Origin of the sequence: Streptomyces sp. NPDC059897 (assembly GCF_042730865.1) — a bacterium.
Lineage (GTDB): Bacteria > Actinomycetota > Actinomycetes > Streptomycetales > Streptomycetaceae > Streptomyces.
The window spans coordinates 145,965-160,831 of the sequence record NZ_JBHWKQ010000002.1 but is presented as its reverse complement, the minus strand read 5'-3'; the positions used below and the strand labels follow the sequence as shown (position 1 = coordinate 160,831).

Genomic DNA, 14,867 nt, shown 5'->3' with positions numbered 1-14,867 from the left:
GTTCTAGTCCGCGAGTCGCCCTCCCAGGAGGTTGCCGATGAACGGCCGCAGCCCGAACACGACCATGTAGATCGTGACCCAGCTCTCCGGGATGCCGGCGACATCCATGGTGATGGGCGCGATGAACGTGATCGACGTGAAGAATCCCGCCGGGCCGAGGATGGTGATCAGCATCGCGAGCGGCAGCTGGGGCTTCGTTGGTTCCCGTGACCGGCCGACCGGTCACGGGAACCAGCACCCCCTGGGCTGCACTGCCGAACCACAGGACGCGCAGCCTGAGCAACGCCGCAGGCCGTGCTCGGGTGAATCCCCCGACCCTGACCCTGTAAACCTGAACCGCCCCGAGCGGCCAACTCGCGGGCTTCTGCAGCGTGTTCGGTGCCGGTACTGTGTTGAGCAGCTGCCGACCGGGCTCCGCCCTGCCCCTGCGGGGTCTGTGGAGTGAATCCGTGGTGAGAGGAGCCGGAGCCCGCGTCTGTGATGCGGTGACCCGGACCCCGGCCCTCGTCCTCCGGCCTGCTCAGTGGGGCAACTCCCGCAGCCCCACGCGACCGTGAGGACGTTCCCGCGCGAGGACTCACGGCAGGGGAGACATGAGCCCTCGCGCCCGACGGCCGCCGCCGTCACCAACACGCGGCGGCGGCCGTCCCGTCCCGCCACTCCATGCGGTCTGGCCTTCCTGGTACCCGCGATCTGCCCTCCCACCCGGCCGGAGGGCCGATTTCTGACCCGGATTCAAGTCGAGCCGGGTTTGCCCCGGGGCGACGGCAAGGAGCTCGCTCAGGCTGATGCGGTGGAGGGCCTCCCGGACGGGAGCGCTGACGGCGAGGAAGGAGAGGCTACCGCCGATGCGGTTCGCGGGATGCCGGAACCCCAGGAGCGTGAACAGGCTGCCGTGGCCGCACCAGGTGACGTCGGTGAGGTCAAGACACAGGTGCCGGCCCCGCATGCGAGGGTGCGGACGACGGTGTCGGTGAAATCACCGACGCGGCTGACGTCCAGCTCGCCGGAGAGGGCGAAAGCGCAGCAGAAGGCGCCGACGGGCCAGACCTGGCGGATGGTCAGGCGGTGCATCCTCAAGCGACGCCGGGCGAAGTGACCGGTCGAAATCGTCGGTCAAGATGCTGCGGGCAGGCCCTGCGTGGCGCTCGTGGGACTGGGCCGACCGGACGCAGTGGGGAGCCGTCCCCGGCTCGTCGCCTCCACGCAGTTATTGGCTCTGAGGTGTGCTCATGCGGCGGTGCGTAGCGGGTGGTTGAGGCCGTCGGCGAGGCGGCGGGCGAGGTCGGCCGCGGCGGTGACGCCACGGGCTCCGGGGCGGGAGGCCAGGGCGCGGACGAGGGCGGAGCCTACGATGCAGGCGTCCGCCACGGCCCCGAGCGTGTGTATCTAGGGACGAAGGGCTTCTGTGCAGCTCAAAGGCATGATCGGCGGTGCAGGCAAGCAGGGCACGTGAACGGATCAGCCGAACCGTTCACTGAGCTTCGCTTGGCCGGGCAGGGCCGTCAGCGTTTGACGCGGTTGCGGACAGCGAGGACGGCCAGGCCCAACAGGACGGGTTCGGTCAGGCGGGAGGTCATCTCGATGTAGGTGCCGGCGGTGGTCAGGTCCTGTCCGGAGGAGCGGAACACCACCGAGTTGAGGGTGACGTTCAGAGCTTTCTCGAAACGCTCGCCGGTGAACCGGTTGCCGGTGGGGTTCTGGGGATCGTCCTTGTCGATCTCGAAGGTGACCTTGCCCCCGCCGACCGGGACGGTGCCGGTCGCGGTCTGCTTCGGGGTGTCCTGCGCGAGGCCGAAGGCCATCAGCAGGACAATGGTGAGGAGCATGGCCGTCCCGAGCCAGACCAGGGCCCGGGAGGCTCGCAGGCCGTAGCCGGACAGCGCCCAGTAGGCGGTCAGCAGCCCCCGTTCACTGCGGGGGATGTCGTCGGCGTGGCGGCGCATCTCCATCTCCCCGTAATAGAAATCCGCAGCACCCGGTTCGTGCTTTCCATCCTCGAAGGCCTTACGCAGAGCCCGGTACACCGGAGCCAGCTGCAACGGCCCCACCCGCCCGGCACCGAGGACCGCCACGTTCCAGCCCCGCACTGCCCGCGGCTGGCTGGCGCGCCAGTGGTGTTCCTCGGCCAGGACGCGGCGCGCGGTGAACCGCACGGGCAGCCAGCGCCGTCCGTGCACGGCGGGCGGAGCCGTGTCAAAGGTGCAGGCCCCCTCCAAACGGAGTTGGTCCAGATGGACCGTGCCGGCGAACAGGCATCCCGACAGACCGAGGTCGGCCAGGACCAGATGGGCCGCATCCACGCCACGCAGCGACGCCACCCGCACCCCAGGGTCGGGCGCGCCCGCAAAGGGCTCTTCGGTGAGCTGTCGGCCGTTGGTGAGAACGAACGGATCTGGCTCGGCGGCGATCGTGAGGGGGTACTCGAACACCGCATGAGCGAAGTCCACCGTGGCATAGCGCAGACGGATCTCCGCTGTTGAGGACCAGCGAGTGCGACGGCACTCCAGACGCCGCGCTGCGAACGAAAGGGTCACCGGACCGCCGAACACCGCGCCGGACAGCCCAACCCGCCCAGCACACACCAAAGGCCCGAACTTGTCAGCGTCCACAAAGGTCGCCGACTCGAACGTGGCGTTGTCCTTGAAGGTCGCTGATTCGAACCAGGCGTCGCCCTCGAAGATCGCCGACCTGAACACGGCGTCGACCACGAAGGTCGCCGTCTCGAACCAGACGTCGCCCTTGAAGGTCACCGACTCAAACACGGCGTTGCCCTTGAAGGCCGCCGACCTGAACCAGGAGTCGCCCTCGAAGATCGCCGACCTGAGCCAGGCGTCGCCCTCGAAGGTCACCGACGCGAACACCGCGTTGCCCTTGAAGGTCGCCGAATCGAACTCGGCGTCGCCCTTGAAGATCGCCGACTTGAACACGGCGTCGATCACGAAGGTCGCTGATTCGAACCAGGCGTCGCCCTTGAAGGTCGCCGACATGAACACAGCGTCGCTGAAGATCGCCGACCCGAACCAGGCATCGCCCTCGAAGATCGCCGACTCGAACTCGGCACCGCCCTCGAAGGTCACCGAATCGAACTCGGCGTCGCCCTTGAAGGTCACCAACTCGAACTCGGCGTCGCCTTCGAAGGTGGCCGACTCGAACACGGCGTCACCTTCGAAGGCGACCGACTCGAACTCGGCGTCGCCTTCGAAGGTCGCCGACTCGAACACGGCGGTGCCTAAGCGGGCCTTTCCGGTTGCGGGGTCACGGAGGGCGTTGAGTACGGCGATGAGGAGGGAATCGGTGAACGTGGTACCTCGGTGGTCAATGCTGGCGCCGGGAGCCAGGCCAGCGACGTAGGCGTCACGATCGGCGTCGGCCAAGTGGGCGAGGCACGCGGTGTGGCCAGGGACGTGGATGCCGCGGCAACCAACAGGGTCGGCGGCAGGGTCTGCACCGTGCGCGCAGTGCGGCCAGGTTGGTGGTTCGGATGTGCTCATGGTGTGGCGGCTCCACGGTGTCAGATGCCCGTATAGACGTCCTGGGAACGGGAACGGTTCAGGGTCGACGATGACGGGCCGCGGTTGCGAGGTCGGGTCCCACATTGCGAACATGCCCGTATGTGCCTGAACAACCCGTAAATATCTGTCAGGCACGGTGCGGCGTGCATGCCTCACATACCTGTCGCCCGCTCGACACCCGAGATAGTGGCGGCCGCCTGCTGGGGCGTGGACACGCCGGTGCCGACGCCGATGGGCAGTGAGGTGATCTGACACAGCCGGGCGACGAAAGCCTCCATGCCGTGGTGCAGCGGGCCTTGTCCTCCGGTGACACTCGCGGTGGCGGGGGCGTAGATCATGCCACTGCCTTGGGCGCAGATCGTGGCGAGGCGTGCGTCGCAGGCGGTGGGGGTGACCACGAACACCGTGTCGAGGCCGTGCGCGCGGGCTCCGTGGAGCCACGGCGTGGCCTCTTCGACCGGATGCTGGGCCAGCTCTTCCACTGCCTGCGTGAGCACGAACTGTTCGACGGAAACGTGGCGTTCCCCACTCCAGTTGTCGCTGCGGCTTGACGCTGCGTGTTGAATCTCGCTGTCGCGCATCATCGTCAGCGCGGTGGCGAAGATGTAGCAGGTGCCTTGGAGGGCGCGGAGCTCCGTAGCCAGCTCCTCGCGCGTCAGGGACGTGCGCCATGATCCACGGCTGCGTCGAGACGCGTGACCTGGGCGAAGGCAGTGCAGTCGCCGTGGGCCTCCGGCACGCCGGGCCAGGGAGTTGGGCGGTCCCGCCCCGCGGCGGTCGCGTCCAGAACCAGGGTGCGCTGATGCCCTGAGCATGTGAAGGCTCCGCAGCGGTCGACGGGTACGGCCGGAGGTCGCCGGTCGCGGTGGTGGCCGTTCCGGCGGCGGGCTGCGTCGTGGTGCGCGCCGCACCCTCAGCCGGAGCTGATGCGGGCCGCGGCCGCCTTGAGCGCGGTCGACAAGGTGGGCAGGAGGGCGCGGGACCAGCGGGCCGACGGCATGGAGAGGGAGATCGCGGCGGGCGGGGAGCCGGCCGTGCCGGTGGGCAGGGCGACGCCCAGCGCCGTGAGGCCGGTCTCGGTGGCCTCCTGGTTGAGGGCGTGGCCCTCGCGGCGGGCGCGCTGGATGGCACGCCGGTGGACGGCGCGCTGGTCCGGGGCGAGGCCGCAGCGCTCCAGGACCGCTTCCACGGCCGCGTCGTCGTACAGGGCGAGCAGGGCACGGCCGCCGGAGGCGGCGTAGACGGGCAGGATGCGGCCGGTGCGGTCGCCGACGCGGAGCACTTGGTCGGCCTCCTCGGTGGCGAGGAAGCGGACCCCGGTGCCCTCTTCGTCCAGCAGCAGAAGGTTGGCGGTCTCGTGCCAGTGGTCGCGCAGCGCGCGCAGGTGCGGACCGGCGGCCTCGCGCAGCCGGGCCACGGGTGCGCGGGTGGGGGCCTGGCCCAGCTGCGGGCCGGCGTCGTAGCGGCGGTCGGGCAGCTGCACGGCGAAGTCGCGGTGCACGAGCGTGGCGAGCAGCCGGTGTGCGGTCGAGACGGACACCCCGACCCGCTGCGCCGCGTCGGTGACCCGCATCGGCCCCTCCTGGCGCAGCACGATCGCCAGCAGCAGGGCGGAGTCCACGGAGCCGACGGCGTAGGCAGGTTTGTTCCGCATAGCAGAAAAGTCTATCCCTCATGGTGGGACGTGCGGAGAATCGTGGCGTCATCCGCCCCCTCTGCCAAGGAGTTCGCATCGTGCAGTTCCATCTCGACGGATACCGTCCCGGCGACCCTTCGATGAAGGAGGCGCATCCCGCCGCCCAGGCCCCGGACGCCGGCCTGCCCGAGACCGCCGATGTGCTGATCGTCGGCTGCGGCCCGGCCGGCCTGGTCCTGGCGGCGCAACTGGCCGCCTTCCCCGGGATCCGGACGGTGGTGGTGGATCGCAAGGACGGTCCGCTGCTGGTGGGGCAGGCCGACGGGGTCGCCTGCCGCACCGTGGAGATGTTCGAGGCCTTCGGCCTGGCCGAGCAGCTGAAGCAGGAGGCGTACCAGGTCAACGAAGTGACCTTCTGGAAGCCCGACCCCACGGACGGCTCCACGATCGTCCGCACCGGCCGGATCGACGACGTCGAGGAGGGCATCTCCGAGATGCCGCACCTGATCGTGAACCAGGCCCGCATGCTGGACTTCCTGCGCGAGCACATGGCCCGCTCGGCCTCCCGGACGGTCCCGCACTACTCCTTGAACGCCACCGCCGTGGACATCGCCGAGGGCGCGGACGCGGGGGAGTACCCGGTCACCGTGACCCTGGAGAACGAGCGCGGCGGGACGTCCGTGGTGCGCGCCAAGTACGTGGTCGGCACCGACGGGGCGCGCAGCTCGGTGCGCAAGGCGATCGGCCGGAGGCTCGAGGGCGACGCGCTGAACCAGACGTGGGGCGTCCTGGATGTCCTGGTGGACACCGACTTCCCCGACATCCGGCTGAAGTCCGTGATCCAGTCCGAGGCCGGCTCACTGCTGATCATTCCGCGTGAGGGCGGCTACCTGGTGCGGCTCTACATCGAGCTGGACGCGGAGCGGTACGGGGACCTGCTGCGGGCGAAGGCCGTCACCCCCGCGGTGCTCGCCGGGGCCGCGAACCGGATCCTCTCGCCGTACCGGGTCGAGGTGAAGGACGTCGGCTGGTGGGCGGTGTACGAGGTCGGCCAGCGGCTGTGCGCGAAGTTCGACGACGTACCCGAGGAGGAGACGGGCGCCCGACTGCCCCGCGCCTTCATCGCGGGCGACGCCTGCCACACCCACAGCGCCAAGGCCGGACAGGGCATGAACGTGTCGATGGCCGACGCCTTCAACCTCGGCTGGAAGCTGGCCGCCGTACTGAGCGGCACGGCGGCCCCCGAGCTGCTGCACACCTACTCCGAGGAGCGGCAGCGGGTCGCCCAGGACCTCATCGACTTCGACCGCGACTTCGCCTCCAAGATGGCTGCGGGAGGGGGCGACAAGACGGGCGCGCCGGAAGGCGAACGGGAGGAGTTCTCCGACTACTTCCGCGCCCAGGGCCTCTACACCGCCGGTCTGTCCGTCCGCTACGAGCCGTCGATGATCACGGGCACCGGTGAGCACCAGCACCTCGCGAAGGGCTTCCCGATCGGGATGCGATTCCACTCCGCGCCGGTGGTGCGGCTCGCCGATGCCCGGCCCGTACAGCTGGGGCACGCGGCCCGGGCGGACGGCGCCTGGCGGCTCTACCTCTTCGCCGACCGGATAGGACTGCAGGCCGCCGATGGCCTGTTCCACGGGCTCTGCGACCATCTCGCCTCTCCGGCCTCCCCGTTGGCCCGCTTCACCCCCGCGGGCGCCGAACCGGATGCGGTCCTCGACGTCCGCGCGATCCTGCAACAGCCGCATCGCACCCTCGAGCCGACCGCACTGCCTGCGGTGCTGCGCCCCCGCAAGGGCCGTCTCGCCCTGGTGGACCACGAGAAGGCCTTCTGCCCCGACCCGCGGCAGGCGGACATCTTCGACCTGCGCGGAATCGACCGGGACCGGGGCTGCATGGTGCTGGCCCGCCCCGACCAGTACGTCGCCCATGTCCTGCCGCTGGAAGCCACCGCGGAGCTGTCCGACTTCCTCCGGGGGGTCCTGCGCGAGGTGGACTGAGGCCGACACAGCGACCCGTTCACCCGGCACCTTTGCCCCGGCAGGCCCTCCGCCGAGCCTGCCGCGACGGTCTTCCCTCAGGTCTCACACAGCCCGTCCCGCTGGTTGGGGCGCAGCGCGGAGGGATCCGAGGTGGTGCCGTTCCCGGGAATGGCATGCAACCACCAACGACTTGAATCGTCCATCCGTCGGGCGAATTGGGGCGTCCTGGGCTGGATGACAGTAAGGAGGCCCGAGCAATACCTGGCCAGGGGGGACTCCCCGCGGCCGACCACCACCGGAGCCCGGTAGCCGCGAAGGCGATGTGTACATCGGGGAGATCTTGGCGGCCTCAAGGCGCATCGCGCCGCGGTCGGACCGCAGGATTCGGTAGCCGTCGGACGCGACGCCCCAGCGCGGCAGCAGAGCGAAGATCCAACGAACCTCACCCGGGCACAGGGCTATCCGGCGCAGGAGCTGACGCCGAGCCAGGTGTTGCCGTCGATCAGTTCGCGTGCCGCGTCCAGGTGCCCGGTGTGGCAGGCGACTTCGGTGAGCACATGGATCAGGATGTGCCGCACGTCGGGCAGCCGCCAGGTCGGCCAGATCTCCACGGGCCAGGCGGCGGGCTCCTGCTCGGGCGTGACCGCGCCGAGTACAGCATCGGCACACGCGATGGCCGCCCGGAAGTCGGCGAAGACCTCGTCGGCGGTCATCCTCTCGGGCACGTACCAGTGCGCCTCGGTGCCTGCCGTGAGTTGGCCGGCCACATCAGGCTCGCCCGCGATCACCCCGGGGAACCAGAAGCGTTCGACGTCCAGGGTGAGGTGGCGCAGCAGGGCCAGACAGCTCCAGCCGCTGGGCAGTACCGGCCGCCGCAGGTCCTCCTCGGAGAGCCCCTCCAGTGCCCCGAGGACATGCGTGCGCTGACCGTCCAAAGCGCCCTTGAGGGCGTCGAGTTCGGCGTTCACCGGGCGGCGCACAGTTCGGCGAGGCGTTCCAGGGTGCTTTCCATCTGTGTGTGCCACCAGGCGCGGCCGCTGTCCACTTCCGCGCGTTTGTCCGCCGTCATGCGTGAACCGTCGAAAGTCTCGGTCACCTGTGTCGCCCCGGCGCCATTCGGGCGCAGGCTGAAGATCCACCGGTGGCCCCACGCGGTCCCGGGCACGGTGGAGTCCGGGTGTCCTCGGCCGGGCCTCGGCTCCCAGCGGATGTGGCGATCCGGCTCGTACTCGACGACATGGTTGATCATGAGCCTGACTTCGGCTGGACGCTACACCGGGGGTACGACAACGCCTCGCCGGGGACGCATCACATGCCGTCGGTTGGTGCGGCGCGGCATCGTCGAGGTCGCCAAGGAGCCGGCCGCGACGGGCCGGAGGTCGGGCATCCGCCTGCCGTGACCGGCGTATTCCTTGCCAGAAGCGCGAATTGCGTGTCGCGCCGCGCTCCATTCACCCGCGCTGGTACGTTCGCGGCTGGCCCATGAGGGGAATGCGGAAATGACGAAACGGAGCTGACGTTCAGCCGATGAGAGTGCGACTCGAAACGAATCCGGTTGTTTTCACGGTGTCGGTCGTGGTCATCATCGCATTCCTGACCGCGGGAATCGTTGCCACCGACGCCCTGCACGGATTCTTCGAAACGGTCCAGGAGGGCATCGCTGAATCGCTCGACTGGTACTACATCCTCGTGGTCGGCTGTTTCCTCGTATTCGTGATCTGGCTCGGCGCGAGCCGCTTCGGCCGGATCCGCCTCGGACCGCCCGACAGTCGGCCGAAGTACCGCTACCTCACGTGGTTCGCGATGTTGTTCACCGCGGGCATGGGGATCGGTTTGGTGTTCTGGTCGGTTGCCGAGCCCTTGTCGCACCTCGCCGACCCGCCGATGGCGCAGCCGGGGGGAGTCGCGGCGCGCACGGAGGCGATGCGCTTCACGTTCTTCCACTGGGGCCTGCACGCGTGGGCGGTCTACATCGTCGTCGGCCTGTCCCTCGCGTACTTCGCCTACCGGCACGATCTCCCGCTGTCGATCCGCAGTGCGCTGTACCCGCTGCTCGGCAAGCGCATTCACGGCCGTATCGGTGACGCGGTCGACACCCTGGCGGTCTTCGGGACGATGTTCGGCATCGCCACCTCGCTGGCGTTCGGCGTTCTGCAGGTGAATGCCGGGCTCGCGAGCCTGGGAATTCTTCAGCAGTCGACGACGGTCCAAGTGCTGCTCATCGCCGTCATCACGCTGGCGGCCACCTTCTCGTTGCTGTCTGGACTCGACAAGGGAATGCTGCGCCTTTCGGTCACCAACTTGTGTATCAGCCTGGCCCTCATGACGTTCGTCCTGTTCGCGGGACCCACCACCGACGTGTTGTCGAGCTTTGTGCAGCAAGTGGGCGACTACGTCCAGACGCTGCCGCAGACGACGCTGTGGACGGACGCCGACGCGCATTCCGGCTGGCAGGCGTCGTGGACCATTTTCTACTGGGGATGGTGGATCAGCTGGGCGCCGTTCGTGGGCATCTTCATCGCCCGGATCTCGCGCGGCCGCACCATTCGCGAGTTCGTCTTCGGCGTGCTGCTCGTGCCCGCGGCGCTCACGTTCCTGTGGCTCGCCGTCTTCGGGAACACCGCGTTCTCGGTCGACGCGGCGACCGGCGGGAAGCTGTCCGACAAGGTGGCGCAGGACCCGGCCATCGCCCTGTTCGGCCTGCTCGACGAGCTGCCGCTGGCGAAGGCGGCGACCGTACTCGCGACGGTGCTCGTGGCGCTGTACTTCGTGACGTCGTCGGATTCGGCATCCCTGGTCATCGACCTGCTGACCTCGGGAGGCAACGTCGATGCGCCGAAGATCCAGCGTGTCTTCTGGTCCGTGCTCGAGGGAGCCGTCGCGGCGGTCCTGCTGCTCGCGGGCTCCGGCGGGCTCGTGGCGCTGCAAACGGCCTCGATCACGACCGCGTTGCCGTTCAGCGTGGTGATGATCGTGATGTGCTACGGGCTGGTGCGCGCGCTGTACGCGGACGACCGCCGGTTGCCGCTCGACCGCGTCACCCTCTCCGATCCGACGCACGAGCGCGTCCCCGAATGCGCGGACCCGAAGAACAGCCCGTTCCGGGACGAGGTGCAGGGCGCGCCCTGAGTGAGCGAGACGGCGCCGGCGGCGTGCACGACACCACGGTGTCGCCGGCCCGCCGCGGGAACTCCACGACCTCCTGATCGGAGTGCGCGAGGCCGAGTTTCTGCCCGTGCGTCGCTCAGGGCAGCACGCGATAGGTCACATGTGTGACCGAGTTCGCTGCTCGCGACTCCACTTGTTCAAGATTCAGTGACGGCACGCCGTCGAACAGCCGCGTACCGGCGCCGAGCGTGAACGGCACAATGTGCAGCCGCAGCTCGTCGATCAAGCCTGCGGCGAGGTACTGGTTGATGGTGGTCGCACCCCCGTGGATCGACACGTTGCGGCCCCCGGCCGCCTCGCGAGCCTGCCGCAGCGCGGAGTCAATGCCGTCGGTGACGAAGTGGAAGGTGGTGCCGCCGTCCATCGGTTGCGGGTCGCGCGGGTGGTGCGTGAGCACGAAGACCGGTGCGTGGTACGGCGGATTGTCGCCCCACCAGCCCTTCCACTGTCGATCCCATTCGCCGCGTACGGGGCCGAACATGTTGCGCCCCATGATGAGGGCGCCGACCTCCGTCAGCCGGTCGAGCTCGGCCTGTCGCTGCTCCGGGGTTTCGAACATCCAGGCGTGCAGCCTGTCGCCCCAGCCATCACCGGCGTCGTCGCCGAACGGTCGTTCCTCGGTCTGGTTGAGCCCGGCCGAGTACCCGTCGACGGAGATCGTGAGGTCGCAGGTCACCTTGCCGAAGTGTTCGGTCACTGTGCCGTCCTCCTGGTGGCGACCTTCCGTCGCCTTCGCGGTAAGCCGTCTGATCCGTTCATACAGGGGTAGACCGGTCCGGGATCGCGATTTCATCGCCCGGCCGTACTGTGCGACTTGGCCGACGCGGTCGGCGTCCCCCCGGTCGACCAACAGCCTCCAGCTCAAGAAGAGGCGGGCCTGCGGCATCGGCATCCGCACGAGAGGCCGGCGCCGCCGGCGCATGTGCCCACACTTCGGCGGCGACCTGTGACCTCCACCCCGCCCGGCCGCTATCAGTGCGGGACGACGGGCAGGAGTGGACTGGTGCGGCGAGGCCGAACGCCGGGTGGTCTTGGTCTCCTGTGGCGTCGAGGCACTCAGTGGCGCGTCCCGTAAAACGAGCAGCTCAGCGCACTCTTCCCCGGGGCTTGAGCGGCACCGCCGGCAGCTCCGGCGCATCCAGCCGTTCCCCGTCGTACCCCTTCACCTCGCCGAAGCGGGAGCCCGTCATCCAGTCCTCCCGCGCCTGCGTGATCTCGTCCTGGTTGCGGCCGATGAAGTTCCAGAACATCACCAGCTCCTCCTCGAACGGCTCCCCGCCAAGGAGCATCAGCCCCGCGTCCGACTCCGCGCGCAGCGGGAGTTCGGTGCGGCCGCAGCCGAGGTAGAGCATCGAGCCGGGGAGCATGCGGACGTCGTCGACGTGGGCCTCGCCGGACATCGACAGGACCGCGTACTCGAAGTCCGGATTCAGGGGGAGGCGGGTCTCCGTGCCGTGGGTGAGGGACAGGTCCGCGCCCACGATCGGGGTGTACGTCGTGCCGGGGGACGCCGCGCCGTCGAGTGAGCCGAGGATGACCGTGGCCGTGAGGCCGGGCGCGGTCACCGTAGGAAGCGCTCCGTGGTGCTCGAAGTGCGGGTCCACGTGGCGGTGGGAGTCGGGGAGTGCCACCCAGAGCTGCGCGCCGTGGAGGAAACGGGCGTGGGCGCGCGGGCTCTCCTCGGAGTGGGAGATCGCCCGGCCCGAGGTCATCAGGCCCAGTTCGCGGGGGCGGATGGTCTGGAGGCTGCCGGTGCTGTCACGGTGCAGGACCTCGCCCTCGTGCAGCCAGCTCACCGTTTGCAGGCCCATGTGCGGGTGTGGTGGCACCTGCATGCCGGGCTCGTCCGCGATGTCGTCCGGGCCGTAGTGGTCGACGAACGCCCAGGCCCCGACCATGCGGCGGCCCAGGTTGGGCAGGAGTCGGCGCACCTCCGTGGAGCCGCCGAGCCGCACACGGCGCGGGCTGAGGAGTTCGCGCACCGGTTCCGCCACGACGAAGCCGCGTCCGCCGCACACCGAGGGCACTGGTTCGCGGTCAAGATTGCTCATGCCGCAGACCCTAGCCCCGGCGCGGCGCCGCGTCAGGTGTGTGGGCCGCGGAACGCGCAGCGCCGCCCGTACGGGTCACCCGGCGCGCCGAGCCGGGGCCGAGCCACTGGAATGGTCGGGTGCGCCTCGTGAACGGTGGGTCCGGCACCGCGCCGCCCGACGACTGCCTCGCCCGCAACGACTGGATCTGCGGCGAGTATCTGAGCACGCGTCGGCACATGCTGCTGGATGCCACCGTGCAGCATCTGGAGATCACGCTCGTCGCCGTGGCCATCGCCGTCGTCATCGCCGTGCCGCTCGCGCTGCTCGCCCGGCGGTGGGGGTGGGCCGCCGGGCCCGTGCTCGCGCTGACGACCGTGCTCTACACGATTCCGTCGCTCGCCATGTTCTCCCTGCTGCTGCCCGTCTACGGTCTTTCCGCCACGCTGGTCATCGCTGGGCTCGTGCTCTACTCGCTCACCCTCCTCGTACGGAACATCCTCGCCGGGCTGCGCTCCGTGCCCGAGGACACCCGGCAGGCCGCGCGCGGCATGGGGTACGGGCCGATCCGGCTCCTGCTGACCGTCGAACTGCCGCTCGCACTGCCCGCCGCGCTCGCCGGTCTGCGCATCGCCACCGTGTCCGCCATCTCGCTCGTGACCGTCGGCGCCATCGTCGGCTACGGAGGGCTCGGCAATCTCATCTACAGCGGCATGAACACCTACTTCAAGGCCCAGGTGCTCACTGCGTCCGTGCTGTGTGTCGTCATCGCGCTCGTCGCTGATGTCGTGCTCCTTGCCATCGGGCGGGTCCTCACCCCCTGGACGAGAGCGAGTCGCGCGTGAAGCTGCTCTCCGACTCCTGGAACTGGCTCGCCGACTCCGCGCACTGGGCCGGCGACAACGGCGTCTGGCACCGGCTCGCCCAGCACGTGACGCTGACCGTCGTCTGTCTCGTCATCAGCTGTCTCATCGCCCTGCCGATCGCCCTTGTGCTGGGGCATCTCGGGAAGGGCGGGGCGCTCGCCGTCAACATCGCCAACGTGGGGCGCGCCGTGCCCACCTTCGCCGTGCTCGTGCTGTTGCTGCTCACGCCGCTCGGGCAGTACAGCGAGGGACCCACCGTCGTCGCCCTCGTGCTGTTCGCGGTGCCGCCGCTGCTCACCAACGCGTACGTCGGGATGCGCGGCGTCGACCGGGAAGTCGTGCGGGCCGCACGCGGGATGGGGATGTCCGGGCGGCAGATGCTGATGAAGGTCGAGGCGCCGCTCGCGCTGCCGATGATTCTCAACGGTGTGCGGATCGCCGCCGTGCAACTCGTCGCCACGGCCACCATCGCCGCCATCGCCGGTGGCGGCGGCCTCGGGCGGATCATCACCGCAGGGTTCAACCTCGCCAGCACACCGCAGGTGGTCGCGGGCGCCGTGCTCGTCGCCGTCTTCGCGCTGATCGTCGAGGGGCTGTTCGAGCTCGTCGAGCGGTTCGGACCCGGACGGCTGCGGGGGAGGAGGGCCGGATGATGAGCAAGGTGCTGCGTCGGGTCGCGCTGTTTCTCGGGCTCCTGCTGTTCGCCGGCGGGTGCGCCACCGGTCCCTCGCTTGAGGACCGGGGCGAGGTGACGGCGCCGCCCGGCGACAGCAAGCACCTCGTCCTCGGCTCCGCCGGATTCACCGAGAGCGATCTGCTCGCCAATATGTACGCGCTGCTGCTGAAGCAGGCCGGGTACGGGACCGAGCTGCTGTCCGTGGGCAACCGCGAGCTGTACGAACCCGCCCTGGAGTCCGGGCAGATCGACGTCGTGCCCGAGTACGCCGCCACCTTCGCCGACTGGCTCAACGCCAAGGCCAGCGGCGCCGACGCGAAACCCGTCGGCTCGCCCGATCTCGACGCCACCATGAAGAGCCTGCGCGCGCTCGCCGAGCCACGCGGGCTCGATGTGCTGGACGCGGGGAAGGCCGTCGACCAGAACGCGTTCGCCGTGACCGAGGCCTACGCGAAGAAGCACGACCTCAAGACGCTCAGCGACCTCGGCGCCTCCGGCCTGAAGGTGCGGCTCGCCGCCGGGGACGAGTGCGTACAGCGGCCCTACTGCCAGCCGGGCCTCGAGAAGGTCTACGGCATCGACGTCACCGGCGTAGACCCCAAGGGCGTCGGTACCACGCAGGCCAAGAACGCCGTGCAGAACGGGCAGGACCAGATGGTGCTCACCACGACCACCGACGCCACCCTCGGCGACTTCGGGCTCGTCCTGCTCGACGACGACAAGAAGCTGCAGAACGCCGACTACCTCGTGCCCGTCGTCAATCGCTCACGGGCTGGAAACGAGAAGGTCGCGAAGGCGCTCGGCGCGCTCAACTCCGTCCTCACCACCGACGACCTCGCCTCCATGAACCAGCAGGTCGACAGCTGGCGACGGCTCCCCGAGGATGTCGCGCGGACCTATCTGGAGGACAAGGGGCTGCTGCGGCAGGGCGGCTGAGAGGTGTGTGTCGCGGTTCGGTGGGCAATCGGTGGACTTACCCATCGCCGCA

Annotated in this window: 13 protein-coding genes; 5 read left to right on the top strand and 8 right to left on the bottom strand. The window is 69.4% G+C overall.

The window, feature by feature from the left end:
• Positions 1-3: 3 nt before the first annotated feature.
• The 5 genes from ACFV9W_RS03405 to ACFV9W_RS03385 form a co-directional block, all read right to left on the bottom strand.
• Positions 4-174, bottom strand: coding sequence for a hypothetical protein (locus ACFV9W_RS03405; RefSeq protein ID WP_385755159.1), 171 nt, complete (start codon positions 172-174; stop codon positions 4-6).
• 1,056 nt (positions 175-1,230) lie between these two features.
• On the bottom strand, positions 1,231-1,371 hold the full coding sequence (locus ACFV9W_RS03400; RefSeq protein ID WP_385755158.1) for a hypothetical protein: 141 nt from the start codon (positions 1,369-1,371) through the stop codon (positions 1,231-1,233).
• Positions 1,372-1,505: 134 nt separating this feature from the next.
• Positions 1,506-3,494 (bottom strand): pentapeptide repeat-containing protein, encoded by a 1,989-nt coding sequence (locus ACFV9W_RS03395; protein WP_385755156.1) that lies wholly within the window; start codon positions 3,492-3,494, stop codon positions 1,506-1,508.
• A 173-nt stretch (positions 3,495-3,667) separates the two neighbouring features.
• Positions 3,668-4,099 carry a tryptophan synthase subunit alpha gene (locus ACFV9W_RS03390; protein ID WP_385755154.1) on the bottom strand — a complete coding sequence of 144 codons (432 nt, stop codon included), beginning with the start codon at positions 4,097-4,099 and terminating at the stop codon, positions 3,668-3,670.
• A gap of 329 nt (positions 4,100-4,428) precedes the next feature.
• Positions 4,429-5,169 (bottom strand): IclR family transcriptional regulator, encoded by a 741-nt coding sequence (locus ACFV9W_RS03385; RefSeq protein WP_385755152.1) that lies wholly within the window; start codon positions 5,167-5,169, stop codon positions 4,429-4,431.
• A gap of 80 nt (positions 5,170-5,249) precedes the next feature.
• Between ACFV9W_RS03385 and ACFV9W_RS03380 the strand changes: the two genes are divergently transcribed.
• Positions 5,250-7,157 (top strand): FAD-dependent monooxygenase, encoded by a 1,908-nt coding sequence (locus ACFV9W_RS03380; protein WP_385755151.1) that lies wholly within the window; start codon positions 5,250-5,252, stop codon positions 7,155-7,157.
• A gap of 440 nt (positions 7,158-7,597) precedes the next feature.
• Here ACFV9W_RS03380 and ACFV9W_RS03375 read toward each other — a convergent pair whose 3' ends face one another.
• On the bottom strand, positions 7,598-8,107 hold the full coding sequence (locus ACFV9W_RS03375) for a DinB family protein (RefSeq protein ID WP_385755150.1): 510 nt from the start codon (positions 8,105-8,107) through the stop codon (positions 7,598-7,600).
• A 559-nt stretch (positions 8,108-8,666) separates the two neighbouring features.
• On the opposite strand from ACFV9W_RS03375, the gene ACFV9W_RS03370 reads away from it, so the two are divergent.
• Positions 8,667-10,268 (top strand): BCCT family transporter, encoded by a 1,602-nt coding sequence (locus ACFV9W_RS03370; RefSeq protein ID WP_385755149.1) that lies wholly within the window; start codon positions 8,667-8,669, stop codon positions 10,266-10,268.
• Positions 10,269-10,383: 115 nt separating this feature from the next.
• Here the strand turns inward: ACFV9W_RS03370 and ACFV9W_RS03365 are convergent, their stop codons facing one another.
• Positions 10,384-11,004 carry a dihydrofolate reductase family protein gene (locus ACFV9W_RS03365; RefSeq protein WP_385755148.1) on the bottom strand — a complete coding sequence of 207 codons (621 nt, stop codon included), beginning with the start codon at positions 11,002-11,004 and terminating at the stop codon, positions 10,384-10,386.
• A 388-nt stretch (positions 11,005-11,392) separates the two neighbouring features.
• The gene (locus ACFV9W_RS03360; protein WP_385755147.1) at positions 11,393-12,358 is read right to left on the bottom strand and encodes a pirin family protein; all 966 of its coding nucleotides are present in this window, start codon (positions 12,356-12,358) and stop codon (positions 11,393-11,395) included.
• A 128-nt stretch (positions 12,359-12,486) separates the two neighbouring features.
• Between ACFV9W_RS03360 and ACFV9W_RS03355 the strand changes: the two genes are divergently transcribed.
• The 3 genes from ACFV9W_RS03355 to ACFV9W_RS03345 are packed head-to-tail and all read left to right on the top strand — an operon-like array spanning position 12,487 to position 14,815.
• Complete coding sequence (locus ACFV9W_RS03355; protein WP_385755146.1) at positions 12,487-13,182, top strand: ABC transporter permease; 696 nt, start codon at positions 12,487-12,489, stop codon at positions 13,180-13,182.
• Positions 13,179-13,856, top strand: coding sequence for an ABC transporter permease (locus ACFV9W_RS03350; RefSeq protein WP_385755144.1), 678 nt, complete (start codon positions 13,179-13,181; stop codon positions 13,854-13,856). The genes ACFV9W_RS03355 and ACFV9W_RS03350 overlap by 4 nt, the downstream gene beginning before the upstream one ends.
• Entirely contained in the window at positions 13,856-14,815 is a 960-nt protein-coding gene (locus ACFV9W_RS03345; protein ID WP_385755142.1) for an ABC transporter substrate-binding protein, read from the top strand. The genes ACFV9W_RS03350 and ACFV9W_RS03345 overlap by 1 nt, the downstream gene beginning before the upstream one ends.
• Positions 14,816-14,867: the final 52 nt, after the last annotated feature.